General features: G+C 72.7%; 25 protein-coding genes. 23 read left to right on the top strand and 2 right to left on the bottom strand.

Annotation, left to right across the window (positions count from 1 at the left end):
• Nucleotides 1–18: 18 nt before the first annotated feature.
• The 4 genes from L6E10_RS31515 (at nt 19) to L6E10_RS31500 (ending at nt 4,275) form a co-directional block, all read left to right on the top strand.
• On the top strand, nt 19–1,245 hold the full coding sequence (locus L6E10_RS31515) for a class I SAM-dependent methyltransferase (protein ID WP_236223794.1): 1,227 nt from the start codon (nt 19–21) through the stop codon (nt 1,243–1,245).
• Nucleotides 1,246–1,247: 2 nt separating this feature from the next.
• The gene (locus L6E10_RS31510; protein ID WP_236223793.1) at nt 1,248–2,219 is read left to right on the top strand and encodes an NAD(P)-dependent oxidoreductase; all 972 of its coding nucleotides are present in this window, start codon (nt 1,248–1,250) and stop codon (nt 2,217–2,219) included.
• Between the two features lie 75 nt (nt 2,220–2,294).
• Nucleotides 2,295–2,861, top strand: a complete 567-nt coding sequence (locus L6E10_RS31505; RefSeq protein WP_236223792.1) for a dTDP-4-dehydrorhamnose 3,5-epimerase family protein — start codon at nt 2,295–2,297, stop codon at nt 2,859–2,861.
• Between the two features lie 19 nt (nt 2,862–2,880).
• The gene (locus L6E10_RS31500) at nt 2,881–4,275 is read left to right on the top strand and encodes an NDP-hexose 2,3-dehydratase family protein (protein WP_236223791.1); all 1,395 of its coding nucleotides are present in this window, start codon (nt 2,881–2,883) and stop codon (nt 4,273–4,275) included.
• A 30-nt stretch (nt 4,276–4,305) separates the two neighbouring features.
• On the opposite strand, the gene L6E10_RS31495 is transcribed toward L6E10_RS31500, so the two are convergent.
• Nucleotides 4,306–5,415, bottom strand: a complete 1,110-nt coding sequence (locus L6E10_RS31495; protein ID WP_236223831.1) for a DegT/DnrJ/EryC1/StrS aminotransferase family protein — start codon at nt 5,413–5,415, stop codon at nt 4,306–4,308.
• Nucleotides 5,416–5,663: 248 nt separating this feature from the next.
• On the opposite strand from L6E10_RS31495, the gene L6E10_RS31490 reads away from it, so the two are divergent.
• Nucleotides 5,664–6,884 carry a macrolide family glycosyltransferase gene (locus L6E10_RS31490; RefSeq protein ID WP_236223790.1) on the top strand — a complete coding sequence of 407 codons (1,221 nt, stop codon included), beginning with the start codon at nt 5,664–5,666 and terminating at the stop codon, nt 6,882–6,884.
• On the top strand, nt 6,881–8,356 hold the full coding sequence (locus L6E10_RS31485; protein WP_236223789.1) for a BTAD domain-containing putative transcriptional regulator: 1,476 nt from the start codon (nt 6,881–6,883) through the stop codon (nt 8,354–8,356). The genes L6E10_RS31490 and L6E10_RS31485 overlap by 4 nt, the downstream gene beginning before the upstream one ends.
• A gap of 55 nt (nt 8,357–8,411) precedes the next feature.
• Here L6E10_RS31485 and L6E10_RS31480 read toward each other — a convergent pair whose 3' ends face one another.
• The gene (locus tag L6E10_RS31480) at nt 8,412–10,022 is read right to left on the bottom strand and encodes an FAD-dependent monooxygenase (protein WP_236223788.1); all 1,611 of its coding nucleotides are present in this window, start codon (nt 10,020–10,022) and stop codon (nt 8,412–8,414) included.
• A gap of 142 nt (nt 10,023–10,164) precedes the next feature.
• On the opposite strand from L6E10_RS31480, the gene L6E10_RS31475 reads away from it, so the two are divergent.
• The 17 genes from L6E10_RS31475 to L6E10_RS31395 all read left to right on the top strand — a co-directional run.
• Nucleotides 10,165–10,911, top strand: a complete 747-nt coding sequence (locus L6E10_RS31475; RefSeq protein WP_236223787.1) for a 3-oxoacyl-ACP reductase family protein — start codon at nt 10,165–10,167, stop codon at nt 10,909–10,911.
• A 54-nt stretch (nt 10,912–10,965) separates the two neighbouring features.
• Nucleotides 10,966–11,271, top strand: a complete 306-nt coding sequence (locus L6E10_RS31470; protein WP_090104595.1) for an acyl carrier protein — start codon at nt 10,966–10,968, stop codon at nt 11,269–11,271.
• Complete coding sequence (gene fabZ / locus L6E10_RS31465; RefSeq protein ID WP_090104597.1) at nt 11,268–11,747, top strand: 3-hydroxyacyl-ACP dehydratase FabZ; 480 nt, start codon at nt 11,268–11,270, stop codon at nt 11,745–11,747. The genes L6E10_RS31470 and fabZ overlap by 4 nt, the downstream gene beginning before the upstream one ends.
• A gap of 7 nt (nt 11,748–11,754) precedes the next feature.
• Entirely contained in the window at nt 11,755–12,828 is a 1,074-nt protein-coding gene (locus tag L6E10_RS31460; protein WP_236223786.1) for an aminomethyltransferase family protein, read from the top strand.
• 46 nt (nt 12,829–12,874) lie between these two features.
• A complete protein-coding gene (locus L6E10_RS31455; protein WP_236223785.1) occupies nt 12,875–15,136 on the top strand; it encodes a beta-ketoacyl-[acyl-carrier-protein] synthase family protein in 2,262 nt (753 codons plus the stop codon).
• On the top strand, nt 15,133–15,861 hold the full coding sequence (locus L6E10_RS31450; protein WP_236223784.1) for a nitroreductase family protein: 729 nt from the start codon (nt 15,133–15,135) through the stop codon (nt 15,859–15,861). The genes L6E10_RS31455 and L6E10_RS31450 overlap by 4 nt, the downstream gene beginning before the upstream one ends.
• Nucleotides 15,858–17,108 carry an NAD(P)/FAD-dependent oxidoreductase gene (locus L6E10_RS31445; protein ID WP_236223783.1) on the top strand — a complete coding sequence of 417 codons (1,251 nt, stop codon included), beginning with the start codon at nt 15,858–15,860 and terminating at the stop codon, nt 17,106–17,108. The genes L6E10_RS31450 and L6E10_RS31445 overlap by 4 nt, the downstream gene beginning before the upstream one ends.
• On the top strand, nt 17,105–17,986 hold the full coding sequence (locus L6E10_RS31440) for an alpha/beta fold hydrolase (RefSeq protein WP_089926939.1): 882 nt from the start codon (nt 17,105–17,107) through the stop codon (nt 17,984–17,986). Before L6E10_RS31445 ends, L6E10_RS31440 begins: the two co-directional genes overlap by 4 nt.
• A 51-nt stretch (nt 17,987–18,037) precedes the next feature.
• Nucleotides 18,038–18,952, top strand: a complete 915-nt coding sequence (locus L6E10_RS31435; protein WP_236223782.1) for an ACP S-malonyltransferase — start codon at nt 18,038–18,040, stop codon at nt 18,950–18,952.
• Entirely contained in the window at nt 18,949–19,392 is a 444-nt protein-coding gene (locus tag L6E10_RS31430) for a phosphopantetheinyl transferase (protein ID WP_236223781.1), read from the top strand. The genes L6E10_RS31435 and L6E10_RS31430 overlap by 4 nt, the downstream gene beginning before the upstream one ends.
• Nucleotides 19,383–20,231: an ester cyclase gene (locus L6E10_RS31425; RefSeq protein WP_236223780.1), complete on the top strand. Its 849-nt coding sequence runs from the start codon at nt 19,383–19,385 to the stop codon at nt 20,229–20,231. The genes L6E10_RS31430 and L6E10_RS31425 overlap by 10 nt, the downstream gene beginning before the upstream one ends.
• A gap of 19 nt (nt 20,232–20,250) precedes the next feature.
• Nucleotides 20,251–21,024, top strand: a complete 774-nt coding sequence (locus tag L6E10_RS31420; RefSeq protein ID WP_236223779.1) for an alpha/beta fold hydrolase — start codon at nt 20,251–20,253, stop codon at nt 21,022–21,024.
• The gene (locus L6E10_RS31415) at nt 21,021–21,536 is read left to right on the top strand and encodes a 4'-phosphopantetheinyl transferase superfamily protein (protein WP_236223778.1); all 516 of its coding nucleotides are present in this window, start codon (nt 21,021–21,023) and stop codon (nt 21,534–21,536) included. Before L6E10_RS31420 ends, L6E10_RS31415 begins: the two co-directional genes overlap by 4 nt.
• A complete protein-coding gene (locus L6E10_RS31410) occupies nt 21,527–22,555 on the top strand; it encodes a nitrous oxide reductase family maturation protein NosD (RefSeq protein WP_236223777.1) in 1,029 nt (342 codons plus the stop codon). Before L6E10_RS31415 ends, L6E10_RS31410 begins: the two co-directional genes overlap by 10 nt.
• Nucleotides 22,556–22,568: 13 nt before the next feature.
• On the top strand, nt 22,569–23,507 hold the full coding sequence (locus tag L6E10_RS31405) for an ABC transporter ATP-binding protein (RefSeq protein ID WP_236223776.1): 939 nt from the start codon (nt 22,569–22,571) through the stop codon (nt 23,505–23,507).
• A 46-nt stretch (nt 23,508–23,553) separates the two neighbouring features.
• The gene (locus tag L6E10_RS31400; RefSeq protein WP_236223775.1) at nt 23,554–24,732 is read left to right on the top strand and encodes an ABC transporter permease; all 1,179 of its coding nucleotides are present in this window, start codon (nt 23,554–23,556) and stop codon (nt 24,730–24,732) included.
• On the top strand, nt 24,729–25,803 hold a 1,075-nt coding region (locus L6E10_RS31395), incomplete at its 3' end, for an ABC transporter permease (protein ID WP_236223774.1). The genes L6E10_RS31400 and L6E10_RS31395, both read left to right, overlap by 4 nt.

Here is a 25,803-nt window from a genome sequence, read left to right as displayed (position 1 = left end):
AGCAGAAAGAACCCGCCGATGCCCAACCAGTCCCCCTGCCGCGTCTGCGCCGGGACGGTCACCGAGTTCCTCGACCTCGGTTCCCAGCCGCTGTCCGACGCGTTCCGGCTGCCCGAGGACACCTCCGTCGAGTTCACCTACCGCCTCGCCGTGGGCGCGTGCGCGGACTGCGCGATGGTGCAGCTGATGGAAGAGGTGCCCAGGGAGAAGATGTTCCACCAGGACTACCCCTACCTGTCCCAGGGGTCCGCGGTGATGCGCGAGCACTTCCGCGCCCTGGCCGAGCGGTTCCTGAGCACCGAGCTGGCGGGCGAGGACCCGCTCGTGGTCGAGCTGGGCTGCAACGACGGCACCATGTTGCGCACCGTCGCGGAGGCGGGCGTGCGGCACCTGGGCGTGGAACCGTCCGGTGCCGTCGCCGACCTGGCCGCCCAGGCGGGCGTGCGGGTGCGCAAGGACTTCTTCGAGGAGTCCACCGCGCTGTCCATCCGCGACCAGGACGGTCCGGCCGACCTCGTGTACGCCGCGAACACGTTCTGCCACATCCCTTACGCGGACTCGATCCTGCGCGGCGTCGTGGCGCTGCTCAAGCCCGGTGGGGCGTTCGTGTTCGAGGACCCCTACCTCGGCGACATCGTCGAGCAGACCTCGTTCGACCAGATCTACGACGAGCACTTCTTCCTGTTCAGCGCCACCTCCGTGGACGCCATGGCCCGCCGGCACGGCCTGGAGCTGGTCGACGTCGAACGCCTGCCGGTGCACGGCGGTGAGGTCCGCTACACCCTGGCCCTGCCCGGTGCGCGCACGCCCTCCGCGGCCGTCGCCGCCCTGCTCGCCGAGGAGCAAGCGCGCGGCCTGCACGACCGCGCCGTCCTCGACGGGTTCGGAGACCGGGTGCGCACGATCCGCACCGACCTCCTGGCGCTGCTGGAGGACCTGAAGGCGAAGGGAGAGCGGGTCGTCGGCTACGGCGCGACCGCGAAGAGCGCCACCGTCACGAACCTCTGCGGCATCGGACCGGACCTGGTCGAGTTCATCAGCGACACCACGCCCGCCAAACAGCACAGGCTGGCGCCCGGCTCGGGCATCCCGGTGCGCCCGCCGGCCGCCTTCGCCGACCCCTACCCCGGCTACGCGCTGCTGTTCGCCTGGAACCACGCCGCGGAGATCATGGCCAAGGAGCAGGCGTTCCGCGAGGCGGGCGGCAAGTGGATCCTGTACGTGCCCGACGTCCACGTGGTGTGAGCGTGGCGGGAGAACTGACCGGCGCGCTCGTCGCGGTGCTCGGCGGGTCGGGGTTCGTGGGTTCCGCCGTGTCCGCACGGCTGGCGGCGCGGGGCGCGCGGGTGCGGGTGGTGGCACGCGACCCCGGCGTGCCGCCGTTCCCGGCCGAGGTCGTCGCGGCCGACCTCACCGAACCCGGCGCGGTGGCCGCCGCGGTCGCGGGTGCGGACGTGGTGCTACCGCTGGTGCTGTTCACCGGCAGCGGCACCTGGCGGGTCGCCGACGGCGGCGCGGCCGACGCCGCCAGGGTCAACGTCGGCATCGTCGCCGAGGCGGTGGACGCGGCTCGCGGGACCGTCGTGTTCGCCGGCTCCACCTCCCAGGTGGGGCCGGGTGCGCCGGAGCGGATCGAGGGCACCGAGACCGACCACCCCGAGTCGGAGTACGACCGGCAGAAGTGCGCCGCCGAACGGCTCGTGCTCGATGCGGGCGGTTGCTCCCTGAGGCTGCCCACGGTGTTCGGCCCCTCCACCGGCTCCCCGGACCGGGGCGTGGTGACCGCGATGGCGCGGCGCGCGCTCTCGGGCGAGCCTCTGACCGTGTGGGGAGCCGGGGACGTGCGGCGCGACCTGGTGTTCGTCGAGGACGTCGCCGAGGCGTTCGCGGCGGCCGTGGCGCACCCCGACCGGCTGGCCGGGCGGGCGTGGCTGATCGGCTCGGGCGCCGGGGTCGAGGTGCGCGCGCTGTTCGAGCTCGTCGCCGCCACCGTCGCGGAGCTGACCGGTCGCCCGGCCGTGCCGGTGCGGTCGGTGCCGCCACCGCCGTACGCCACCGCGTCGGACTTCCGCAGCCTCGTGGCCGACCCGGCCGGTTTCACCCTGGTCACCGGGTGGCGGCCCCGGGTGCCACTGGCCGACGCGGTGGCGAGAACCGTCAGCCACCTCCTCCGGTCCTCAGTGGACGGTGTGCCGCCGGGCACCCCTAAGCACGGATAGGGGTTCCCCTAAGCTGGTTGACCGCGCGGTCCGGGCCTCTGCACGCTGATCACCGTCCTGAGACGGAGGTCGTCGATGAAAGCCCGCGCACTCTCTGTCAGCGGAGCCTGGGAGTTCGAGCCCGAGGTCTTCCCGGACCACCGCGGCCTGTTCGTCTCCCCCTTCCAGCACGAGGCGTTCGCCGAAGCGGTCGGTGCGCCGCTGTTCACCGTGGCCCAGGCCAGCGCCAGCGTGTCACGCCGCGGGGTCGCCCGCGGCGTGCACTACGCCCGCACGGCACCGGGTTGCGCGAAGTACGTGACCTGCTCACGTGGGCGGGTGCTGGACATCGTGGTGGACCTGCGGGTCGGCTCACCGACGTTCGGCACGTGGGACTCCGTCGAGCTGGCGGGAGACGACTTCCGCGCCGTCTACCTCCCGCCCGGACTCGGCCACGCGTTCATCGCCCTGGACGACCACTCCACCGTGCACTACCTGCTTTCCCGCGCCTACGAACCCGCGGACGAGCTGGCGGTGTCCATCGTGGACCCGGACCTGGCGCTGCCCGTGCCCGCCGACGCCGTGCTGTCCGAACGCGACCGCACCGCGCCGGGCCTGGTCCTCGCACGGGACAACGGACTGCTTCCGGTACACGCCGCCTGAGCCGAGGAGAGCACACCAGGTGACCGCGCCCACCCGCCGTCCCACCCGGACGCGCCTGGCCGAGTCGATGCTCGCCACGCGCGACGCCGACGCCGTGCACGCCTGGCTCGCCCGCACCGCCGAACACAGCTGGATGACCGTCGAGCGCGTGCCGCTCGACGGCCTCGCGGGCTGGCTCACCGAACCGGGCACCGGCAACCTGCGCCACCACACCGGCCGGTTCTTCAGCGTCGAGGGGCTGGCCGTCGACCTGCCGGGCACGCCGGTGCCGCGCTGGTCGCAGCCGATCATCAACCAGCCGGAGATCGGCATCCTCGGCATCCTCGTGCGGGAGTTCGACGGCGTGCTGCACTTCCTGATGCAGGCCAAGCACGAACCGGGCAACGCCAACGGCCTGCAGCTGTCGCCGACCGTGCAGGCCACCCGCAGCAACTACACCCGCGTGCACCAGGGCAAGCCCATCCCCTACCTGGAGCACTTCCGCGACACCTCCGGCCACCACGTGCTGGTGGACATCCGGCAGTCCGAGCAGGGCGCGTGGTTCTACCGCAAGCGCAACCGCAACATGGTCGTCGAGGTCGACGGCGAGGTCGAGGTGCGCGAGGGGTTCCGCTGGTTCACCCTCGGGGAGATCGCCGGCCTGATGACCGTGCCGGACCTGGTGAACATGGACGCCCGCACGGTGCTGGCCTGCCTGCCCGGCGGTGGCGCGGCCCTCGCCGCAGCGGCGGCCGACCCGTTCGGCGAAGCCCTGGTCCGCTCCGGCGACCCGGCCACTCCCGGCGTGCACACCACCGGGGAGGTGCTGAGCTGGATCACCGAGGTCCGCACGCGCACCGACCTCCACGCCACCCTCGGTCCGCTGGCCGGGCTGCCGGACTGGACCCGCGAGGACGGCGTCATCGCGCACCGCGGCGGCGGGTTCTTCACCGTCGTGGGCGTGGACGTGCGGGCCGGTGGGCGTGAGGTGGGGACCTGGTCCCAGCCGATGATCGAACCGGTCGGCACGGGGGTGATCGCGTTCCTGGTCAAGGAGATCGGCGGCGTGCTGCACGTGCTCACCCACGCGCGCACCGAGGCCGGCTACGCCGACGTGACCGAGCTGGCGCCCACCGTGCAATGCGTCCCCGAGACGCACGAGCACCTGCCGGTGCGGCCCCGGTTCCTCGACGAGGTGCTCGGCTCGGCCAGGATCCGCTTCGACGCCGTGCTGTCCGAGGAAGGCGGCCGGTTCCTCGGCGCCCGCAACCGCTACCTGGTCGTCGAGACCGACGCCGAGGTCGCACGGGACGACCCCGAGTACCGGTGGCTGACCCTGCACCAGTACGAAGAGCTGCTGCGCCACAGCTTCTACGTCAACATCCAGGCGCGCAGCCTGCTGCTGTGCCTGCGGAGTCTCCTCGCGCGCGGATGAGGCGGGCGTCGCCGCCCGCCACCGGCTCGGTCAGAGCGTCGCCAGCACGTGCTTGAGCGCGTCCACCACGTGCTCCTGCGTCTCCTGGGGCAGCGACGGGTACATCGGCAGCGAGAAGATCTCGCGGGCCACCCGCTCGGTCACCGGCAGGCTGCCCTCGGCGTAGCCCAGGTGCGCGAAACCGGTCATGGTGTGCACCGGCCACGGGTAGCTGATGTTCAGCTGGATGTCGTGCGCCTTCAGGCGTTCCAGGATGTCGTCGCGCCGCGGGTGGCGCACCACGTGGACGTAGTACGAGTGCGTGTTGCCCGGTGCGGTCGTGGGCAGCACCAGGTTGGTGTCCGCCAACGCCTCCGCGTACCGCGCGGCCACCGCCTGCCTCGCCGCCACGTAGTCGTCCAGGCGCACGAGCTTGCGGCGCAGGATCTCCGCCTGCACCTCGTCGAGCCGGCAGTTGTGGCCGGGCGTCTCCACGACGTAGTAGGTCTTCTCCATGCCGTAGTACCGGTGCCGGCGCAGGTTCGCGTCCACCTCCGGGTTGTCGGTGATCGTCGCGCCGCCGTCACCGTAGGCGCCGAGCACCTTGGTGGGGTAGAACGAGAACGCGGCGGCGTCGCCCATCGACCCGGCCACCCGGCCGTGGTGGCGCGCGCCGTGCGCCTGGGCGCAGTCCTCCAGCACCAGCAGGCCGTGCCGCCGTGCGAGCTCCTGCAATGGTTCCATGTCCACGCATTGGCCGTACAGGTGCACCGGCAGAAGGGCTTTGGTGCGCGGTGTGATCGCCGAGGCCACCTGGGCGACGTCCATCAGGTAGGTGTCCGGGTCCACGTCGACGAACACCGGTGTGGCGCCGACGGCGTCGATCGCCAGCACGGTCGGCGCGGCGGTGTTGGCCACCGTGACCACCTCGTCGCCGCGGCCGACACCGAGCGCCTGCAGCGCCAGGCGGATGGCGTTCGTGCCGTTGTCCACGCCGACGCAGTGGGCGACGCCGTGGTAGGCCGCGAACTCCGCCTCGAAGGACGACACGCTCGGCCCGAGGACGAGTCTGCCGGAGGAGAAAACCGTCTCGACCGCGTCGAGTATGTCCTTGCGCTCCATTTCGTATTCGCGCGAGTAGTCCCAGACGAGCGTGGCCATCGGCAGCCCTTTCGCTGTGGTCGGCATCCCGGCCAGCCTAGGTCGGGCCCCCGACTAGGGGGTAACCCCTAATCTGCAGGTCAGGGTGGTCGCCGGAGGCCGCGCGAAGGCGCACGGCCACTCGTCCGGCCGCGTCGCGGGAACAGGGGTGATAGGGGTGTCCAGGCTGCTTGCGGGCGCTTTACGGTGACCACGCTCCCGGCAGGGTCGCCGGATTCCAGCACAACAATCGGGGCGAGGACGACAATATGTCGCGGCATTTCCTGTTCATGTGCCACCCGGATCACGGGCACGTCATCCCGAACCTCGCTGTGGTCACCGAACTGGCCGCGCGCGGGCACCGGGTCACCTACCTGACCGCGCCGAGCATGGCGGAGATCGCCGCCGAGGCCAGCGCCACCGTCGTGACCTACCCGTCCCGGTACCGCGACGCCGATTTCGCCCGCGTGGCGAACGATCCCGGCTACCTGATGGGCGTGCTGCTCGACGAGAGCGAGGCCATGCTCGCCACCGCGACGGCCGAGCTCGACGGCGACCGGCCGGACTGCCTGGTCTACGACACCTCGGTGCTCTACGCGGCCCGCGTGCTGGCCCGGCACTGGGACCTCCCCGCCACGCAGGTCATCCCGGTGTTCGCCTCCAACGAGCACTTCTCCTTCCTCAACGCCATGTACAACCCCGAGTCCGACGCCGCCGAGCGACCGGCCGCGGAACGGCCGAAGGAGATGCCGGAGTGGGTCGGCGCCACGATGGGGCGCATCGGCGCGCTGTGCGCCCGTTACGGGGTGGCCGCCGCGCCGCACGAGGTGTGGTTCGAGGTGCCGCCGCTGAGCCTGGTCACCGTGCCGCGGGAGTTCCAGTACGCGGGCGAGACCTTCGACGAGCGGTTCGCGTTCGTCGGGCCGTGCGTCGGCGACCGCAGCTTCCTCGGGACGTGGACGCCGCCCGCCGGCGACCTGCCCGTGGTCCTGGTGTCGCTCGGCGCGGTGTTCAACGAGGACGAGGGTTTCTTCCGCACGTGCGTCGAAGCGTTCCGCGGCAGGCCGTGGCATGCGGTGATGACCACCGGCGGCGGTGTGGACCGCGCCTCGCTCGGCGACCTGCCGCCCAACGTCGAGGTGCACGACTTCGTGCCGCACGTGGCGGTGCTCGAGCACGCGGCGCTGTGCGTCACCCACGCCGGCATGGGCACCGTGATGGAGGCACTGCGATCGGGCACGCCGATGGTGTGCGTGCCGGGTTCCGCGCTCGACCGGCCCACCGGGTGGCGGGTCCGCGAACTGGGCCTCGGCACCGTGCTGGATCCCGCCGGCCTCACGCCCGCGACGCTGGCCGACGCGGTCACGTCGGTGCTCGGCGACCCGGAGGTCGCGGCCCGGTCGGAGCTCATGCGCAAGGCCGTCGCGGAAGCGGGCGGTGCGGTGCGCGCCGCCGACGAGGTCGAGAAGCACCTGGCGCGGTCGCGTTGATCCCCACCCAGGCCGAGTTCGGCGTGCTGGGCCCGGTCCGGTTCCTCCGCGGTGGCGTGGAGGAACGGGTGGGCGGTCCCCGCGAGCGCGCGGTGCTGGCGCGGCTGGTGTTCGACGCCAACCGCGTGGTCAGCGTGGACCGGCTCATCGAGGCGGTGTGGCACGGCGACCCGCCGGCCAGCGCACGCGGTCAGATCGCGATCTGCATGTCCCGGCTGCGGCGGGCGCTCGGCGAGGCTGGCCGCGTCATCGACACCGCGAGCCCCGGTTACGTGGCGCGACTGGACGAGGACGCCGTGGACTGGTTGCGGTTCAACGGACTCGTCGGCCGGGCCCGGCCGCGCGCGGCGAGTGGTGACGTGGCGGGCGCCGCGGCGCTGTTGCGCGAGGCGCTGGGGTTGTGGCGCGGTGTGCCGTTCGAGGACCTGCCCGGTCTGCGCGCGGAAGCGGTGGCGCTGCAGTCCGCGCGGCTGGACGCGGTGGAGGCGTGCGCCGAGCTGGAGCTGCGGCTCGGGCTGCACCACCGGGTCGGCAAGGAACTGGCCGCGGTGGTGGCGGAGCACCCGCTGCGCGAGCGGGCACGGGCCCAGCTGATGCTCGCCCAGTACCGGTCGGGCCGGCGGGCCGACGCGCTGCGCACCTACCAGGACGCCCGGCGGGTGCTGGTCGAGCAGATCGGCCTGGAACCCGGTCCGGAACTGCGGGAACTGCACGAGCAGGTGCTGCGTGACGCGCCGGCGCTGCTCGCGCCGGTCCGCGTCGAGGTGCAGGCGGTGGCGCCGTCCCAGCTGCCGCGCCAGGTCCTGCCGTTCGCCGGTCGGTCGGCCGAGCTGGCCGAGCTGGACGCCGCCCTCGCGGCAGGCCCCGACGCGCCCGGCGTGGCCGTGCTGTCGGGTCCCGGTGAGGTGGGCAAGACGGCGCTGGCGCTGCGCTGGGCGCACCACCGCCAGGACCGGTTCCCGGACGGGCAGCTGCACGCCGACCTGGTGGACGACTTCGGCCGCCCCGTACCGCAGACCGTGCTGCTGGACCGGTTCCTTCGGGCGCTCGGCGTGACCGCGGCGTCCATCCCGGACGATCCGGGTGAGAAAGTGGCGCTGTACCGCAGCACGCTGTCGCACAAGCGCGTGCTGGTGGTGCTGGACGGTGCGGTGGACCACGCGCAGGTCCGGCCGCTGCTGCCCGGCGGCGCGCACACGAGGGTCATCGTCACCAGCAGACACCCGATGGACGAGCTGGTCGCCCGTCAGGGCGCGCACCGGGCGTTCCTGGAACCGCTGACGGCGGAGGAGTCGTGGCAGCTGCTGACCATGCTGCTCGGGCACGACTGGGTGGCCGAGGAACGCGGTGAGGCGAACAGGATCGTCGGCTCGGCGGACGGCTTCCCGCTGTCGCTGCGCCGCGCGGCGGCGGGTGTCCGGGCGGCACCGCACCGCCAGGACCGCCGGCGACTGGCCGGCGTGCCTGCTTGACCGGTGCTGCCCGCCAACCGCGCGGCGGGCGGCACCACCCCGGCCGGTGAGCCGGTCAACCACGTGCGAGAACGGCGTCGACCGCCGCCGACAGCGCGTCCGCCGACGCGGCGGCCGTGCTGCGCCAGGCCACGTGACCGTCCGGCCGCACCAGCACCGCGCCTGCCGCACCCACGCCGTAGACGGCGGCCCAGTCCGGCGACACCACCGCGGTCGAGCCGTCGGCCGACACCTCGACCGCCGTGATCGCCACGCCGGTCCGGGAGCCGACCTCCTTCGCCGCCTGCGCCCAGCCGCTGCCCGCCGGGGTGAGCAGGACGAGCCCCGCACCGAAGAGGTCCAATGTGGACAGGGTTTCCGCACCCCGCGTCAGTGGCACGTGCGGCGCGCGGTGACCCGGTCGCGCGGTCGCGACGTAGGTCCGGTAGGGGTCCTCGACCACCGGCGCGCCGGTGCCGTCCGGCACGACGGCGGCGGAGTCGTAGTGGAAACCCAGGACCAAGCCCTCGCAGCTGCGCCGGCCCGCCTGCCGCGCGATGGCCTCCTTCATGGACAGCTCGCCCTCCATCATCCGGAACGTGATGAAGGCGTTCGCCAGGCTCTCGCCGACGGTGCGCTCGCCGATCGGGTGGCGCTCGGCGTCGTAGGTGTCGAGCAGGGCCTCGCCCGCCGTGCCGGACAACACCGCCGCCAGCTTCCACACCAGGTTGTGCGCGTCCTGGATGCCGCAGTTCATCCCGAACCCGCCCTGCGGCGTCGACACGTGCGCCGAGTCGCCCGCCAGGAACACCCGGCCCGAGCGGAAGCGCGTCGCGGTCACCGCCTGCTGCAGCCACGGCATCACTCCGACCAGTTCGACGTCCAGGTCCGGCACGCCGACGGCCTCGCGCACGACCCGCACGCAGAACTCGGGCGTGAAGTCGGCGGCGCTTCCGCCCTCCGCCGGGTCGTAGCCGGTCTGGATGATCCAGCGCCGCTGGTTGTCCACCGCCTCCACCGCGCACGGGATCGCGCTGCGGATGAAGTACAGCGCGCACATCCTGTCGGTCAGCAGCGGCACCAGGTCGGCGTCGAACATGATGCTGATCATGTGCCCGAGCGGAGGCGGACCCTCGACGCCGATGCCGAGCCGGTCGCGCACGGTGCTGCGCCCGCCATCGGCCGCGATGGCGTAGCGGGCGCGCACGGTGGCGCGCCCCGAGGCGGACTCGACCACACCGTCCACACCGGACTCGTCCTGGTCCAGCGACGTGAGTGTGGTGGCGAACCGGACGTCCGAGCCGGGCGAGCGTTCGGCGAGGCCCCGCAGCACCACCTCGAACCTGTCCTGCGCGCAGATGTAGGTGTACGTGGGGCTTTGCGGCGCGTCCTCGGCGAGAGGCGCGACCTCGCGGTGGAAGTCGTCCGCGGTCAGCGAGGAGCCGACGCCGACGGCCAGGCTGTCCTCGCGCGGCAGGCCGGCGCGCTCGACCTCCTCCGCCAGTCCCCACGACCGCACCAGCTCCATCGTGCGGGTGGACACCAGGCGCGCCTTGGGAAAGATCGACGTCCCGGCGTGCCGCTCCACCAGCAGCGACGTCAACCCGTGCCGGGAGCACTCGATCGACGCGGCGAGGCCGACCGGGCCACCACCGATGATCAGGACGTCGACCTCGAAGTCAGCCATGAGCAGGAGCCTGCGACACCGCCGCGGGGACGTCAAGGAGGCGGATATCGAAGTGATAGAGCACTGAAATCGCAGGTCAGTAGCGTTGCGCCGAACGACGGCGTGCGCAGCGGGCAAGCCTTGGACAACGTGGGGAGGCAGCATGTTCGCCGAAGGATCGGTCGCCGTGGTCACCGGCGGGTCGCGCGGGATCGGGCGGGCCGTCGTGGTCGACCTGGCGGCCCACGGCGTCCACGTCGTGGTCAACTACTCGCGCTCGGAGGAACAGGCCAAGGAGTTGGTCGCGCAGGTCGAGCAGAACGGCGGCAGCGCGAGCGCGGTGCGGGCCGACGTGACCGACGAGGACGCGGTGCGGGAGCTGTTCCGCTCCGTGCGCTCCGAGCACGGCAGGCTCGACGTGCTGGTCACCAGCGCGGGCGTCACGCGGGACCGGCACCTGGTCGCGATGAGCAGCGACCTGTTCCGCGAGACGATGGACATCAACGTGCACGGCACGTTCCTGGCCTGCCGCGAGGCGATGCGCATCATGCAGCACCAGCGGCGCGGCGCGATCGTGACCCTCAGCTCCGCGAGCGGCCTGGACGGCGGCTTCCCCGGCCAGACGAACTACGTCGCGTCCAAGGGCGCGATCATCGCGTTCACCAAGGCGCTGTCCTACGAGGCGGCTCCGCACGGCGTGCGCGTCAACGTGGTGGCGCCGGGATTCGTCGAGACCGACATGACCAAGGTCATCCCCGCGAAGCTGCGCGACGGCTACGCCTCGCGCATCCGGCTCGGCCGCATGGGCCGCCCGGAGGAGATCGCGAACCTGGTCACGTTCCTGGCTTCCGACAAGGCGTCCTACATCACCAGCGAGACGTTCGTCGCCAACGGCGGCGGGCTCGGCTGACCCCCGAGCCGGAACACCACCGAGCCGCAGTACACAGTGGACGGAAGGACAAGCGTGACCCTCGACGAACTGCGCGCCACAGCGGCCGCCCGGCACGACACGTGCGCCCAGATCAAGAAGATGATCGTCTCGCGGCTCGACCTGCCGATCGAGCCCGCGTGGATCACCGACGACCAGCCCCTGTTCGGCCGCGGACTCGAGCTCGACAGCCTCGACGTGCTGGAGCTGTACGTGGCGATCGAGGCCGAGTTCGGCGTCGCTCTCTACGACAGCGACATGTCGGTGTTCGGTTCGGTGTCACGCCTGGCCGACCACGTGAACCCGGCGCTGGCCGAGCGGGCGCCGACCGGTTCGGCATGACGGCGACCCGGGAGCCCGTGCGGGCGGGGACGTCGCTGACCAACGACCAGCTCCGGGAGATCTTGCCGCACCGGTGGCCCTTCCTGCTGATCGACCGGGTCGAGAAGGTCTCCCCCGGCGTCGGCGCGGTCGGGATCAAGAACGTCGCGGCCACGGAGATGTGGTTCCAGGGGCACTTCCCGAGCGCGGCCGTGCTTCCGGGCGTGATCGTCGTCGAGGCGATGGCCCAGCTGGCCGGCGTGGTCGTCGCCCTCGCCGGCGCGGGGCCCATCGGCTACCTGGCGGGCGTGCGGGCGATGCGGTTCCGCCGCCCCGTCGTGCCAGGGGACCAGCTCCTCCTCACCGCCGACCGCACGGCGGGAGGCCGGGGCTTCACCGAGTTCAAGGTGAGCGCCAGGGTCGACGGCCAGGTCGCCGCCGAGGGCACCATCACCATCGCCGACCCGGCAGCCACCAGCCCTACCGGAAAGGTCTGACACGCCAATGGAATCCCTGACGTCGCCGGTGAAGGCCGCGCACCCCGAGGGCGCCGCGTACGGCACCGTCCTGGACGCCGAGGTCGCGCTTCGGTTCAGCACGCTCGACGCCGAGTACGAGGCGATCCGGGAGCGGGCCGCCCTGCTGGACCTGTCCGGCGAGCGGATCATCGAGCTCTCCGGCGGCGACGCCGTCGACTTCGCGCAGAAGGTGCTGGCGCGCGACGTGGAGTACCTGACCGCCGAGCGCTGCATGACGAGCCTGGTGCTCGCCGAGGACGGCACCGTCGTGGACCAGGTCGTGGTGTGGGGCCGGGAGGACGGCCTGCTGCTGGAGTCGTCCACCGGCGCGGGCACCCGGCTGCTGGAGCACCTGCGCGCACACGCCGAGCCCGGCGTGGAGATCACCGACCGCACCGCCGAGTACGCGCTCTTCGGCCTGGAAGGCCCGTACGCGTGGGGCGTGGTCGGCCGGCTGATCGACGGCGAGCTGGCCTCGCTGCCGTTCGAGTCTGTTGTGGACAGCCAGTGGGACGGTGTGGACATCCTTTTCGGACGCACCGGCGTGACGGGTGAGTACGGCTACAAGGTGCTGGTGCCGCGCGAGTCGGCCGAGCGGCTGTGGTCCAAAGCCCTGGAGCACGCCGTGCCCGCCGGTCAGGAGGCCGTCGAGCTGGCGATGCTGGAGGTGCGCCAGCCGGTCGTGCGCCACGAGGCGGGCGAGGGCGTCGACGTGCTGGAGATGGGCGCCGGCTGGCTCGTCGACATCACCAAGGACGAGTTCGTCGGACGTGACGCCGTGGTGGCCGCTTTCGAGGGCACGGCGGAGCGCCGCACCGTCGGCTTCTCCGGCGGCACCGAGGTGCCCGCACCGGGTACGCCGGTCACCGTGGGCGGGGAGAAGATCGGCGAGGTCGTCCACGCCGTGCACAGCGTCGGGCTGAAGTCCTCCCTCGGCCTGCTGCGGCTGCCGCCGGACCTGGCCGCCGCCGGGCTCACCCTCACCGTCGGCGACACCGAGGTCGTCACGCTGACCAGCCCGTACGTCACGCCCAAGAGCTGGAGCACCCCGATCATCTGATCTGGTCACCCGGGCCGTCGCCCGGGGGTCGCGAGGAGGAGCAAGCATGGCGCTGCGGCCAGTGGTCATCACCGGAGTCGGGGTGATCTGCGCGGTGGGCAGGGACCCGGAGGAGTTCTGGGCGCGGCTCACCGCGGGCGCGGGCGGCATCACCGCCGTGGAGGACGAACGGTTCGCCGCGTTCGAGGCCAGGTTCGCGGGCCAGGTGCCCGACGAGTGGATCGACGCGCAGCTGCCGGCCGAGGACACCGGGCTGGACCGCACGGCCCGGCTCGCGCTCGTCGCCGCCCGTCAGGCGGTCACCCAGGCAGGGCTGAGCGCGGACCTGCCTGGAGAGCGGTTCGGGTTGGTCCTCGGCAAGTGCCAGGCCACCCCGACCGCGGCGGGCGGCTACCAGCCCATGCACGCCACCGGTGACGTCGTCGCCGGCAAGCTGGGCATGACCGGACCGCGCATCCTGGTCTCGACCGCGTGCGCGGCGGGCGGCAACGCGGTCGGCCTGGCCAAGGACAAGATCCTCACCGGGGAAGCGGACGTGGTGCTCGCCGGTGGCGTCGACCCGCTGCTGTTCGGCACCTACGCGGGGTTCGCGGGTCTGCAGGCCCTCAGCGCCCGCCCGTGCGGCCCCTACAGCCGCTCGGACGGCCTGAACCTGGGCGAGGGCGCCGCGTTCCTGGTCGTGGAGGCGCTCGACCACGCGCTGGCCAGGGGCGCGGAGCCGTTGGCAGAGGTCGCGGGCTACGGCCTGTCCGCCGACGCCTACCACGCCACCGCGCCGGACCCGACCGGCCGCGGCGGCACCACGGCCATGCGCCGGGCGCTGTCCGACGCCGGTCTGGATCCCGATGCCGTGGACTACGTCAACGGGCACGGCACCGGCACTCCCGCCAACGACGCCATGGAGAAGAAGGTCATGCGCGCCGTGTTCGGCGAGCGGGCGCCGCAGGTGCCGACCAGCAGCATCAAGAGCTTCATCGGGCACACGCTGGGCGCGGCGGGCGCGGTCGAGGCGGTGGCCAGCGTGCTGGCACTGCGCACCGCGACCGCGCCGCCCACCATCGGGTTCACCGACGAGGCCATCGCGGAGTCCACTTTGGACTTCGTGCCGAACACCGCGCGCCCTCTGCACATGGACGTCGTGGTGTCCAACAACTACGCGTTCGGCGGCAACAACGCATCGCTCGTGCTGCGCCGCCCCGGCGGGCCGCGCGAGTACGACGAACTGCCCGCCACCGAGGTCGTCCTCACCGGTCTCGGACCCGTCACCGGCCTGGGCACCGGCATCGCCGAGGTCGCCGAGGCGGTCGCCAACGGCCGCACCGCGGTCGGCGCGGAGCCGTCCCTGGAGGGCCGCACGTTCGCGCCGCGCTCGCTGTGGCGGCACATGAACAACCTGTCCCGCATGGCGATCGCCGCCTCCCGGCTCGCCTGGGAGGACGCCGGCCTGAAGCTGCCCCGCGCCGCGCTGGACAACGTGGGCGTCATCTTCGCCACCGCGGCCGGCTCGGTGGAGAGCACCGACGGGTTCGACGAGAGCGTGCTGGCCAACCCGAACAAGCCCGCCGTGCTCAGCTTCTCCAACGTGGTGCTCAACGCCACCGGCGGCGCGGTCTGCCAGACCCTGGGCCTGCGCGGCCCGACCACGACGATCTGCAACGGCGGCGCGTCGGCGTCCATCGCGCTGGACTGCGCGGTGGAGACCATCCGGGCCGGCAAGGCGGACGTGGTGATCGTGGTCGCCGCCGACGAGGCGCCGAGGCCCGGCGACGGCACGCGGGTGGACCCCTACGACCGGGACTCGGGCGAGGCGCCCGCGTCCGCGTCGGTGGCCCTGGTCGTCGAGTCCGCCGCGCACGCCGCGGCCAGGGGCGCGACCCCGTACGCGCGGGTGCTGGGCAGCGCCCACGCGAGCGCGGGAGCGGGCGACGAGCGGTCCCTGGTGGAGCGCAGCATCGCCGCGCTGCCCACCGAAGGCGTGGACCTGGTGGTCGGTGCGGCCACCGGCGGCGCGGCCGACGAGGCGGAGGCGCACGCGGTGCTCGGCGCCGTCCCGTCCGCCCGGCTCACCGCCACCGCGGGCCTGACCGGTGACGCGGGCGCGGCCACCGGCGCGCTGAACCTGGCGCTGGCCGCGCTCGCCCTGCGCGACGGTGTCGCACCGGCCATCCCGGGGTTGAACAGCCCTCGTGCCGGCACGGTCGAGTCCTACGTCACCAAGCCCGAGCTGCCGGCCACGCCGGCCAAGGCCCTCGTGCTCAGCGCCGCACCGGGCTCGGTGCGCGGAGGAACCCTGCTGGGTGCGGTATGACCGGTCTGCCCTTCGACGTGCTGGAGACCGACCGGCTGCTCACCACCACCCGGTCGGTGCGCCGCCGGCTCGACCTCGACCGGCCCGTGCCGCGCGAGGTGCTCGAGGAGGCGCTGGAGATCGCCGTCCAGGCACCGACCGCGAACGACCAGCAGAACTGGCGCTGGGTCGTGATCACCGAGCAGGCGGTGAAGGACCAGCTGGCCGAGCTGTTCGACATCTCCTGGCAGTTCCACCAGAAGGAGGTGTGGACGCGGTCCGGGCGCCGGCGCACCAACCCGCAGGCGATGAAGAACCACGCCTCCGCCGCCGCGCTGGCCGAGACCATCGCCGGGGTGCCCGCGCTGGTGATCCCGTGCGTGCTCGGCCGGCCGCCGGACATCGGCGCGATCGACGCCGAGTGGCTCGGCGCGACCGGCACCCGCAACCTCGGCACCTGGCAGGAGGGCGTGCGGATCGGGGCCATGCGGGCCAGCAACTTCTACGGCTCGATCTTCCCCGCGGTCTGGTCGTTCCAGCTGGCCCTGCGCAGCCGCGGCCTCGGCAGCACGATCACGTGCATGCACCTGCCGTTCGAACGGCAGGTGGGTGAGCTGCTCGGCATCCCCGCCGGTGTCACCCAGGTCTGCCTGGTACCGGTCGCCTACACGATCGGCACCGATTTCCGCCCGGCCAAGCGGGTTCCGGCCAAGGAGCGCACGTCCTGGGAGAGGTGGCAGGCATGACCGTCGAGCACAACGGGATCGACGTGGTCGTGGTGGGCGGCGGGATCGCCGGCGCGTCCGCCGCGGCCAACCTCGTGCAGAACGGCCTGTCCGTGGTGCTGCTGGAGAAGCAGGAGACCTACCAGGACATCGTGCGCGGCGAGTGGATCGCGCCGTGGGGCCTGCGCGAGGCGCAGACGCTGGGCGTCGAAGAGGCGTTCGGACTCGGCGGCGCGTGGGAGATCCGCGAGTGGACGCAGTGGGACGAGACGGTCGACCCGGCCGAGGCGGAGACCGTGGACATGACGCGGTTCGTGCCCGGTGTCGGCGGCCCCATGTCGTTCCCGCACCACGAGGTCTGCGCGCTGATGGCCGAACAGGCCGAGGACGGCGGCGCGAGAGTGGTCATGGGCGCGCAGCGGGTCCGGGTCACCGCCGGAACCAGCCCGGAGGTCCGCTGGACCCACGCCGGGCAGGAACACCTGGCCAGGCCGCGCATCGTCATCGGCGCCACCGGCCGCGGCTGCACGGTCGGCCGCCAGGTCGGCGTGTCCATGGCGACCTCGGTGCACCACTGGGGCGGCGGGCTGCGGGTCACCGGTCTGGACGACTGGCCGATGGACGTGCAGGCGATGGGCACCGAGGACGAGAAGATGTTCATGGTGTTCCCGCAGGGCGACGGCAACGCCCGGCTCTACATCAACTTCCCCACCGCCAACCGGAAGCTCTACCAGGGCCCGGAGGGCGAGAGGCGGTTCATCGCGGACTTCGAGCTGGCGTCCCTGCCCGACCGCGGCAAGGCCGTGCACGGCGCCGCGAAGCCGATCGGGCCGCTCAAGCTGTGGCCGTCGGTGGCGATGTTCCCCGAGCAGCCGATCGTCATGGACGGCGTGGTGCTCGTCGGGGACGAGGCGGGCAACGCCGACACCGTGCTCGGCACCGGCCTGTCGTGCAGCCTGCGCGACACCCGTGCCGTGTGCGAGGTGCTGACCGGAGGCGACGACTGGTCCCCCGCCGCCTTCGAGGGATACCTGGCCGAGCGGAAGTTCCGGATGGACCGGCTGCACTTCGGCGCGGACATCATCGCCAAGCTGCACTGCGAGTTCGGTCCCGTCGCGGCCGAGCGCCGCCGCCGGGCGCGCGAGCTCATGGCCGACAACTTCGCCGCGTCGGTGACCGGCCTGCTCAACATGGTCCCGCCCGAGGACGTGCCGGAGTTCGGGTTCAGCGAGTTCTTCGCCGAGAGGCTGTTCAGGGAGAGGGCATGAGCGTCAAGGACACCCTGCTGACCGGGTCGGCACACGTCAACGGCATCGACATCGCCTACGTGGACAAGGGAGAGGGCGACCCGGTCGTGCTGCTGCACGGCTTCCCCGACTCGCACTACCTGTGGCGGCACCAGATCGACCCCTTGGTCGAGGCCGGCTTCCGCGTCATCGCGCCCGACCTGCGCGGCTTCGGCGAGTCGGGCAAGCCGCAGGAGGTCGAGGCGTACGACATGCGCACGATCGTCAACGACGTCGTGGCGCTGACGCAGCACCTCGGCATCCCCAAGGCGCACATCGTCGGACACGACTGGGGCGCCGCCATCGCGTGGATGTACGCGTTCCTGATGCCGCGCCGCGTCGACCACCTCGCCGTGCTGTCGGTCGGCCACCCCGGCGTGTTCGGCACGCCGTCGATCGAGCAGCGCAAGGCCAGCTGGTACATGCTCTTCTACCAGTTCCCCGGCGTGAGCGAGCAGCTGCTGCGGCGCAACGGGTGGCGGCTGTTCAAGGAGATCATGGGCGGCGAGGGCGACCACCAGCGCTACCCGCGCGAGCTGGCCAAGCCGGGCGCGCTCACCGCGGCGCTGAACTGGTACCGCGCCAACCGCTCGCCCGAGGCCGAGCTGCGCGTGGAGGGCAACTTCCCGCCCGTGCTCGCGCCCACCCTCGGCATCTGGTCCACCGGGGACAAGGCGCTGCTCGAAGAGGGCATGACGGGCTCGGTGAAGTTCGTCAAGGGTTCGTGGCGCTACGAGCGCGTCGAGGACGCCAGCCACTGGATCCCGCTGGACCAGCCGGAGATCGTCACGAAGCTGCTGCTGGGTTTCCTGGGCACCGAGAAGGCCGCGGCGGTGCCCACCCGGCGGCGCCGGCTCTGACCCCGTGCCCGGCTCGTCGGCAAGGACAGCGCGAGAACTGGAGGTGCGCAGGTGATCGGCTTCGTGTTCCCGGGCCAGGGAACGGTCCGGATCGGCATGGGCGGCTGGCTGCGCCGCGACCCGGTGGGCGCGGCGGTGGTCGCGCGCGCCGACGGGCTGCTGCCCGAACCGGTGTCGGAGCTGTGCGCCCGCGGGCCGCTGGACAAGCTCGTCGACACCCTGCACGCGCAGCCCGCCGTGATCGCGTGCAACCTCGCCGCGCTCGCGGTTCTGCGGGAACGCGGCGTCGAACCGGACGTCGTCGCCGGGCACAGCGTCGGTGAGATCAGCGCGTTGTGCGCGGCGGGGGTGCTGGACGCCGACACCGCGCTGCGCCTGGTCGCCGTCCGCGCCCGCCTGATGGCCGACCTGCCGGGCACCGGCGGCATGACGGCCGTGCTGGGGTTGACGGCGCAGCGGGTGGAGGAACTGGCCGCCGAGGCCGCCGAGCCGGGTGAGCCGCTGGTCGTCGGCCTGGAGAACGCCCCGGACCACACCGTGGTCTCCGGCGCGACCGCCGCCGTCGAGCGGCTCGTCGCGCTGGCCGGAGCGGCCGGCGCCCGCAAGGTGGTGGCGCTCAAGGTGAGCAACGCGTTCCACTCGCCGCTGATGGCGGGCGCGCTGGACGGCTGGGCCGAGGCGGTGCGCGCGACCCCGATGCGCTCGCCGCGCGTCCCGGTGGTCCCGAACGCGACCGCCGAACCCACCACGGACCTGCCGACCATCGTGGAGGCGCTGATCGCGCAGCTCACGGAGCGGGTGCGGTGGACCGCGACGATGCGCGTGCTCGCCGATGCCGAGACCCTGGTCGAGGTCGGTGACAGCAAGGTGCTCGCCGGCCTGCTGCGCGGCGTCGGCTCGAGCTGCGTCAGCATGGCCGACCCGGCCGCCGTGCGCAGGCTGCGCCGCCCGGAGCCCGCGGCATGACCAGGTGGGGCAGCGCCGCGGTCGCCTTCGGCGGGCTGACCGCACCGTGGCAGCTGGTCGAGCCGATGCCGCTGGAGGCCGTGTTCACCCGCCCGGAACGGCTGCGGTCCGGCGCCGGCCGCACCCTGCAGCACTGGGCGGGCAGGCTCGCGGCCAAGTACGCCGTGCTGCGCTTGCTGGACGAACCCGTGACCGCGGAGCACCTGGGGGCCGTGGAGGTGCTCCCCCTGCCCGCTCCCCTCTGCAGCCGCACGGCGGCCTGCCTGCACGGTCACCCGCCGGGGGTGCGCCTGATCGGCCCGCTCGACGGGCGGGAGGCGGCGGGCACCCGCGTCCGGGTCTCCGTCAGCCACACCGCCGACCTCGCGTTCGCGGTGGCGCTGACCGCGGCCCGGCTGGCCGAGGACCACGACCTGGAAGCGGTGACCACGTGGAACTGATCGAGATCGCCGCGCGGTGGGCCGCGGCCTGGCGCGAGCGCGACGCCGCCGCCGTCGCGGACGCGGTGGCGGAGTTCTCCGACCCGGACACCCCGGAGCCGGTGGCGGGCGCGGGGCTCGTCGCGCACGTCGAGGCCGTGCTGACCCGGTTCCCGGACGTGGTGCTCGACTTCGCGCCGGCCGCCGACTCGGGCGGCACCGCCGTGCTCACCTGGACCCTGACCGGCACGCACCGCGCCCCCTACCTCGGGATACCGGGCACGGGTGGTACGGCGCGGGTGGACGGCGTGGACGTGCTGACCGTCGTGGACGGCGCGGTGCGCGTGCGCCGCCACTTCGACCGGGTCGCCCTGGCCTCGTCGCTCGGCCACACGGCGCGCTTCCTCCTCAGCCGCGACGAGGTGCAGGAGTACGGCATCAGCGCACGCACCACCATGGACAGGACCGACTACCCGCGGGTGCTGACGTTCACCTACCTCGACGTCCGCGACGACGTCGAGGGCGCGGAGGTCGACCTGCTCAGCACCGAGGTGGTCAAGTCGATGCGCGCCTCCAAGGGCTTCCTCGGCGTGAGCACGTTCGAGATCGGCACCCGCAAGTACACGATCAGCGCCTTCGACCGCCCGGAGTCGATCCGCGCCGTGCACGCCCGGCCGCACCAGCGGTCCCTGCGGAAGTTCTTCCGCGGCGGCCTGTGCACCGGGGCGTACACCAGCGTGTGGGTGCTGGAGCGCGAGACCCTGCACCTGCGCTGCCCCGGCTGCGAGGAGATGGTCGACGCGGGCGCGGGCAAGACCTGCGCGTGCGGCACCACCCCGACCCCCGACCCCCTGTTCTGATGACGCCAGGAGCTGCCCGATGACGGTCTTCACCGCCGACCACCGGCCCGCGGCGGGCGGTCGACCACTGGTGGTCTTCATGTCCGCCCTGTTCGCGGGCGGCTGGATCTGGGACCACCCGTTCGCCGCCCTCGCCGACGCCGGGTGGCCGGTGCTGCGCACCGAGGAACCCATCTGCGGGGTGGACGCGAAGATCGCGGGCTCCATCGAACGACTCGGGGACGCCCTGATGGAGTCCGTGGACGAGGTCGGCGCGGAGGAGGTGGTGGTCTGCGCGAACTCCTTGGGAGGTTTGGTCGCCATCGACCTCGCGGGCCGCTTCCCGAACCGCGTGAGGGCCATCGCGGTCAGCGGCGCACCCGGCCTGAGCGCCGACCCCGACGTGGGTCTGAACATGGACCGGCGCGGCGACGTCCGGTTGCAGGGCGAGCAGTTCCGCGACCGCATGCTGGCCGCCCTCTTCCACGGTGAACCGCTGTTCACCGACGAGCAGGTGGAGTCGACGGCGCAGCTGCTGCGCCAGGGCTCGGCGATGGTCGCGATGGCCCGCAGCATCCGCGCCACCAGGACCTACCGGGTCGACCCGGCGATGGACAAGGTCACGTGCCCGTCGCTGTACATCTGGGGCCGCCACGACCGCATGACGCCGATCGAGCCGTGGCTCGAACTGGTGCCACAGCACGTGAACACCGAGTTCGTCACCGTGGAGGACTGCGGGCACATCCCGATGATCGAGCGCGGCGAGGTCTACACCGCTGAACTGCTGCGGTTCCTCGACGAGGTCACCGGGTGACCGCGCCGCCGATGCTGTTCGGGGTGGACGTGGTCGACGTCGCCAGGGTCACCCGCGCCATGTCCTACAGCGGGCCCGCCTACACCCGGCACGTCGCCTCCCCCGCCGAGCGGGACCTGCACGCCGACCCAGGCCTCGCCACCGCCGCCGCGGTCGCGGTGAAGGAGTGCCTCGTGAAGGCGATCGGCGGCCGGCCGCGCGGGTTCTCCTGGCACGACTTCGAGGCGTGCGGCGAGGTGCCGCTGCCCGGTGCGGAGTGGGCGGACCCGCTGCTGGCCGCCGCCGTGCCCGAGGTCGAGGCGGCCACCAGGGTCTCGATGACCGAGCGGTGCGTCTACTCCGTGCTGGGTGCCAGCGGGTCGGCCGCCCTGGCCCGGCTCACCGAGCGATCCGCGGCCCCTGGCGACAGCGCCACCGTCGTGGGCATGGCCCGCTGGGGTTTTCGCGGTGACCTGATCGTCGCCCTTGCCATACTGATCACCATGCCGAGAGGAGCGCTGCGATGTCCGTGACCGAGGTCAGGACCGAGGTTCGCATTCGACCGGGGGACTCCGTCCAGGAAGCGCTCGACACCTGCGCACCGGGCACGGTGCTGCGCCTGGCCGAAGGGACGTACGAGGGCAGCCTGGTGGTCGGCCGCCCGGACGTCGCGCTCGTCGGCGCGGGCGCGGGCCGCACGGTGGTCGTGCCCGGCCCCGTCGCGCCCAGCGCCGTGCCGGCACTGCACGACGCCCCCGCCGACGTGGTCAACGGCATCACCGTGCACGACGTGTCCGGTGTGACCGTCGAGGGCCTCACCGTGCGCGGCTTCTCCGGGGCGGGCGTCTACGCGCACACCGCCACCGGACTGAGGCTCGTCGACGTCGAGTCCGCCGGCAACGCGGTGTGGGGCCTGTACGTGCGCGAGTCGGCCGTGGTGGAAGTGCTGCGCTGCCGCGCGGAAGGCAGCCAGTACGGCGGCATCGCGCTGGCGTTCTGCCCGGCCGCCGACGCACTGATCGCCGACAGCGAGAGCACCGCCAACGCCTTCGGCGTGTTCGTCGACAACTCCAGCCGCGCGCGGGTGCTGCGCAACCGCTGCCACGGCAACGCGGCGGGCGTGTTGCTGCTGCACCAGACCTACGAGGGTGAGCTGCCCGGCGGCGTCGCCGACGTGCTCGTCGCGGACAACGACATCACCGGCAACACCCTGGCCTCCGGTGGCGACGAGCCCGGCGTGCTGGGTTTCGCCGGACCGCCGATGTCCGGCGTCGGCATCGCCGCCATCGGCGTCCAGCGCGTCTCGGTCGTCGACAACCGGTTGCACGGCAACGAACCCACGGGTCCGTCGGTCATGGGCGCCGCGCTGGTGCTGGCCTCGTCGGCGGACTGGGGTGGCTCCGACTCGGTCGACAACTCCTTCGAGTGGAACACCATCACCGGCAACAGCCCGTTCGACGTGCAGATCGGCACCGACCCCGGCAACCAGCGCTTCCGCAACAACGTGGTGGGCACCTCCCAGCCAGAGCTGATCGACGGGTGCGGATCTTGATCGAGAGGACGACATGACGCCTGCGCTGGTGTGCGAGCGCCTGGTCAAGCGCTACGGCGACAAGACTGTGGTGGACCGGGTCGGCTTCCACATCGACGAGGGGGAGGCGTACGGGTTGCTCGGCCCCAACGGGGCCGGCAAGACCACGACCATCTCCATGCTCGTCGGGCTGCTGCGCCCGGACGAGGGTTCGGTGCGGGTCGGTGGCATCGACGTCGACGAGGACCCGGTGGCGGCCAAACGGCTCATCGGGTACGTGCCGCAGGAGATCGCGCTGTACCCGGAGCTCACCGCCCGGGAGAACCTGCGCTACTTCGGCAGGCTCTACGGCCTGCCGCGGCGCGAGCTCACCTCGCGCATCGGCGAGGTGCTCGACCTGGTCGGCCTGACCGGTCGCGGCGACGACAAGGTGGACACCTACTCCGGCGGCATGAAGCGGCGCACCAACATCGCCGTGGCCCTGCTGCACCGGCCGCGCCTGCTCATCCTCGACGAGCCGACGGTCGGCGTTGACCCGCAGAGCCGCGTCGCCATCCTGGACCGCGTCGAGGCGCTGGTCGGCGAGGGCATGAGCCTGCTCTACACCTCCCACTACATGGAGGAGGTGGAGCGGGTGTGCACACGGGTCGGGATCATCGACCAGGGCCGCGTGGTCGCCGACGGCACCAAACGCGAACTGGTCGCCGAACTGGGCGGCACGGACCGCGTGGAGCTGGCGCTGGACGGCGACGTCACCGCGGCGGCCGAGAAGCTGCGCACCGTGGAGGGCGTGTCCGAGGCGGTGGTCACCGGGTCGTCGTCGATCCGGTTGCTCGTCGCCGGCGGGCGGCACCTGCTGCCCGCACTGCTGGCCGCCGTCGGCGACGCGGGCGCGGTGACCGGTGTCGAGGTCGTCGAGCCCGACCTGGAGGCGGCGTTCCTGCACCTCACCGGTAGCACTCTGCGGGACTGACGCGGACCGAGCCAGAGATTGGGCGAAAACCTTGGGGAAGAGCACTTTGCGTGCCCTGCTGGTCGTGGGCGGCCACGAGTTGCGGTCGCGGCTGCGGGACGGCACCGCGCCGCTGATAGCGCTCGTCGCGCCGATTCTGCTCGCGACCTTGTTCGGGTTGGCGCTGGGCGGTGACGACGACCCGCCGCTCAAGGCGACCATCGGCGTGGTCGACCTCGACGGTGGCGAGTTCCCGGCCAGCGTGCAGCGCGAAGCGCTGAACACCGACGAGTTGAAGGGCGTGCTGACCTTCCGCCAGTACCCGGACGAGGCCGCGGCGCGCAGCGCGGTCGACGGCGGCGAGACGGGTGCGGCACTGGTGTTCCCCGCCGGGTTCAGCGAGGGTGTCGGCGCGGGCCGCGGCGGGCAGGTGTCCGTTCTGGAGTCGCCCCAGTCGCCCCTGGCGGGTGTGGTGGCGCGCAGCATGGTCGACCGGATCTCGGCCCTGGTCGAGGCCAGGACGCTGGCCGTGCGCGCCTCGCTGGAGGCGGGCGTGCCCGCGGACCGGGTGCAGCTGTTCGTCGAGGAGAACGGCGCGGCCGGCCCGGCGCTGTCCCTGGTCGGCGACCCGGTCGCGGGCGGCCGGGTCGACCTGGCGGTGCACTACGGCGCCGGCATGGCGGTGATGTTCGCGTTCTTCGTCGTCGGCACCACGGCCCGCAGCCTGCTCGTCGAGCGGCAGAACAGCACGCTCGACCGGATCCGCGCCGCGCCGGTGCCCCTGTGGACGGCGCTGGTGGGCAAGAGCGCGGTCGGGTTCGGCTTGGCTCTGTTCAGCATGTGCGCGACCTGGCTGTCGTCCGTGCTCGTCTTCGGCGCGAGCTGGGGCGACCCGCTCGGGGTGTTCCCGCTGCTGCTGGCGCACGTGTTCGCGGCGACCGCGATCGTGATGCTCGTGGCCAGCCGCGCGAAGACCGATGCGCAGGCCGACGGCTACACGCTCGGCGTGGCGTTCGTGTTCGCGTTCCTCGGCGGCAGCATCGTTCCCGTCTACAACCTGCCCGAGTGGCTGCGCGGCATCTCGCTGATCACGCCCAACGGATGGGTGTCGGCGGGCCTGTCGGAGCTGGCGGGCACCGGCGCCGGACCGTCCGCCGTGCTCGTGCCGATCGCCGTGGTCACCGGCATCGGCGTCGTCGCCGGCACGGTGGCGTTGCTCGGCTTCCGCAAAGGCAGGTTCGCATGAGGCCCCGTCCCGTCACCGCGCTGGTGCTGGCCAACCTGCAGCGCCAGCTGCGCGACAAGGTCGGCATGTTCTTCATCGTCGTCATGCCGTTCGTGACGATCGTGTTCGTCGGCATGGCCCTGGGTGGCGACGCGGCGGACGCGAAGCTGCCGGTGGCCGTGGTCGCCGACACCTCCGACCCGGTGTCGGCGGCCGTGGTCGCCGAACTGGAGTCCGACGAGGCGCTGGAGGTGCGTCGCGCGGGGTCCGCGGAAGAGGTCCGCGACGGCGTCCGCCAGGGTGAGCTCGCCGCGGGGTTGCTCGTGACCCCGGGCGACACCACCCTCGAACTGGTCATGACCCAGACCAGCGGCAGTGGCATGGCCGCGCGCAGCGAGATCGACGTGGCGGTCGGCAGGGTGGCCGCGGTGCTGGAGGCGACCCGCGCGGCGCGGGCAGCGGGCGCGTCACCGGACCGGGCCGACGAGTACGTGCGCAAGGCGAGGGAGGAGTCGGTCGCGGTCACCGTCACCTCGACGGGAGCCGAGGAGCCCGCCAAGCCGACCGGCTTCGCCTACACCGCGCCCGCGAACCTGCTGCTGTTCACGTTCGTCAACTCGATGGCCGTCGCCGCCGCGCTGGTCGAGAGCCGCCGCATCGGCATGGTCCGCCGCTCCCTGGCCGCACCGGTGCGGCGCAGCCAGGTGCTGCTGGGTGAGGCGGTGAGCCGGTTCGCGGTGGCGCTCGCGCAGTCCCTGCTGATCATCGTGGTGAGCCGGCTCCTGTTCGACGTGCGGTGGGGCGACCCGCTGGGCGTGGGGGTGGTCGTCGCGCTGTTCTGCCTGATCGCCACGGGTGCCGCGATGCTGGTCGGCGCCTTGGTGCGCTCGCCGCAGCAGGCTCCCGCCATCGGTCCCCCGGTCGGCATCGTGCTGGGCATGCTGGGCGGCTGCCTGTGGCCGCGCGAGGTGGCCGGCGAAACGCTGAGCACGATCGGCTACCTGTTCCCCCACTCGTGGGCGATGGACGCGCTGCTCACGCTGTCCCGACCGTCGGCGGGGCTGGGGTCGGTCCTGGTCGAGGCCGGGGTGC

The sequence above is a fragment of the Lentzea sp. CC55 genome, assembly GCF_021056325.1.
GTDB classification, from domain to species: domain Bacteria; phylum Actinomycetota; class Actinomycetes; order Mycobacteriales; family Pseudonocardiaceae; genus Lentzea; species Lentzea jiangxiensis.
The sequence above is the reverse complement of the archived record's forward strand: the minus strand, read 5'-3'. Positions and strand labels throughout refer to the sequence as shown.

What these genes read in the sequence shown, in the direction of transcription:
- L6E10_RS31515 (WP_236223794.1), top strand. Translation starts at nt 19, where the DNA reads ATGCCCAACCAGTCCCCCTGCCGCGTCTGCGCCGGGACGGTCACCGAG.
- L6E10_RS31505 (WP_236223792.1), top strand. Translation starts at nt 2,295, where the DNA reads ATGAAAGCCCGCGCACTCTCTGTCAGCGGAGCCTGGGAGTTCGAGCCC.
- L6E10_RS31495 (WP_236223831.1), bottom strand. Translation starts at nt 5,415, where the DNA reads ATGGCCACGCTCGTCTGGGACTACTCGCGCGAATACGAAATGGAGCGC.
- L6E10_RS31490 (WP_236223790.1), top strand. Translation starts at nt 5,664, where the DNA reads ATGTCGCGGCATTTCCTGTTCATGTGCCACCCGGATCACGGGCACGTC.
- L6E10_RS31480 (WP_236223788.1), bottom strand. Translation starts at nt 10,022, where the DNA reads ATGGCTGACTTCGAGGTCGACGTCCTGATCATCGGTGGTGGCCCGGTC.
- L6E10_RS31475 (WP_236223787.1), top strand. Translation starts at nt 10,165, where the DNA reads ATGTTCGCCGAAGGATCGGTCGCCGTGGTCACCGGCGGGTCGCGCGGG.
- fabZ (WP_090104597.1), top strand. Translation starts at nt 11,268, where the DNA reads ATGACGGCGACCCGGGAGCCCGTGCGGGCGGGGACGTCGCTGACCAAC.
- L6E10_RS31460 (WP_236223786.1), top strand. Translation starts at nt 11,755, where the DNA reads ATGGAATCCCTGACGTCGCCGGTGAAGGCCGCGCACCCCGAGGGCGCC.
- L6E10_RS31455 (WP_236223785.1), top strand. Translation starts at nt 12,875, where the DNA reads ATGGCGCTGCGGCCAGTGGTCATCACCGGAGTCGGGGTGATCTGCGCG.
- L6E10_RS31450 (WP_236223784.1), top strand. Translation starts at nt 15,133, where the DNA reads ATGACCGGTCTGCCCTTCGACGTGCTGGAGACCGACCGGCTGCTCACC.
- L6E10_RS31445 (WP_236223783.1), top strand. Translation starts at nt 15,858, where the DNA reads ATGACCGTCGAGCACAACGGGATCGACGTGGTCGTGGTGGGCGGCGGG.
- L6E10_RS31440 (WP_089926939.1), top strand. Translation starts at nt 17,105, where the DNA reads ATGAGCGTCAAGGACACCCTGCTGACCGGGTCGGCACACGTCAACGGC.
- L6E10_RS31430 (WP_236223781.1), top strand. Translation starts at nt 18,949, where the DNA reads ATGACCAGGTGGGGCAGCGCCGCGGTCGCCTTCGGCGGGCTGACCGCA.
- L6E10_RS31420 (WP_236223779.1), top strand. Translation starts at nt 20,251, where the DNA reads ATGACGGTCTTCACCGCCGACCACCGGCCCGCGGCGGGCGGTCGACCA.
- L6E10_RS31410 (WP_236223777.1), top strand. Translation starts at nt 21,527, where the DNA reads ATGTCCGTGACCGAGGTCAGGACCGAGGTTCGCATTCGACCGGGGGAC.
- L6E10_RS31405 (WP_236223776.1), top strand. Translation starts at nt 22,569, where the DNA reads ATGACGCCTGCGCTGGTGTGCGAGCGCCTGGTCAAGCGCTACGGCGAC.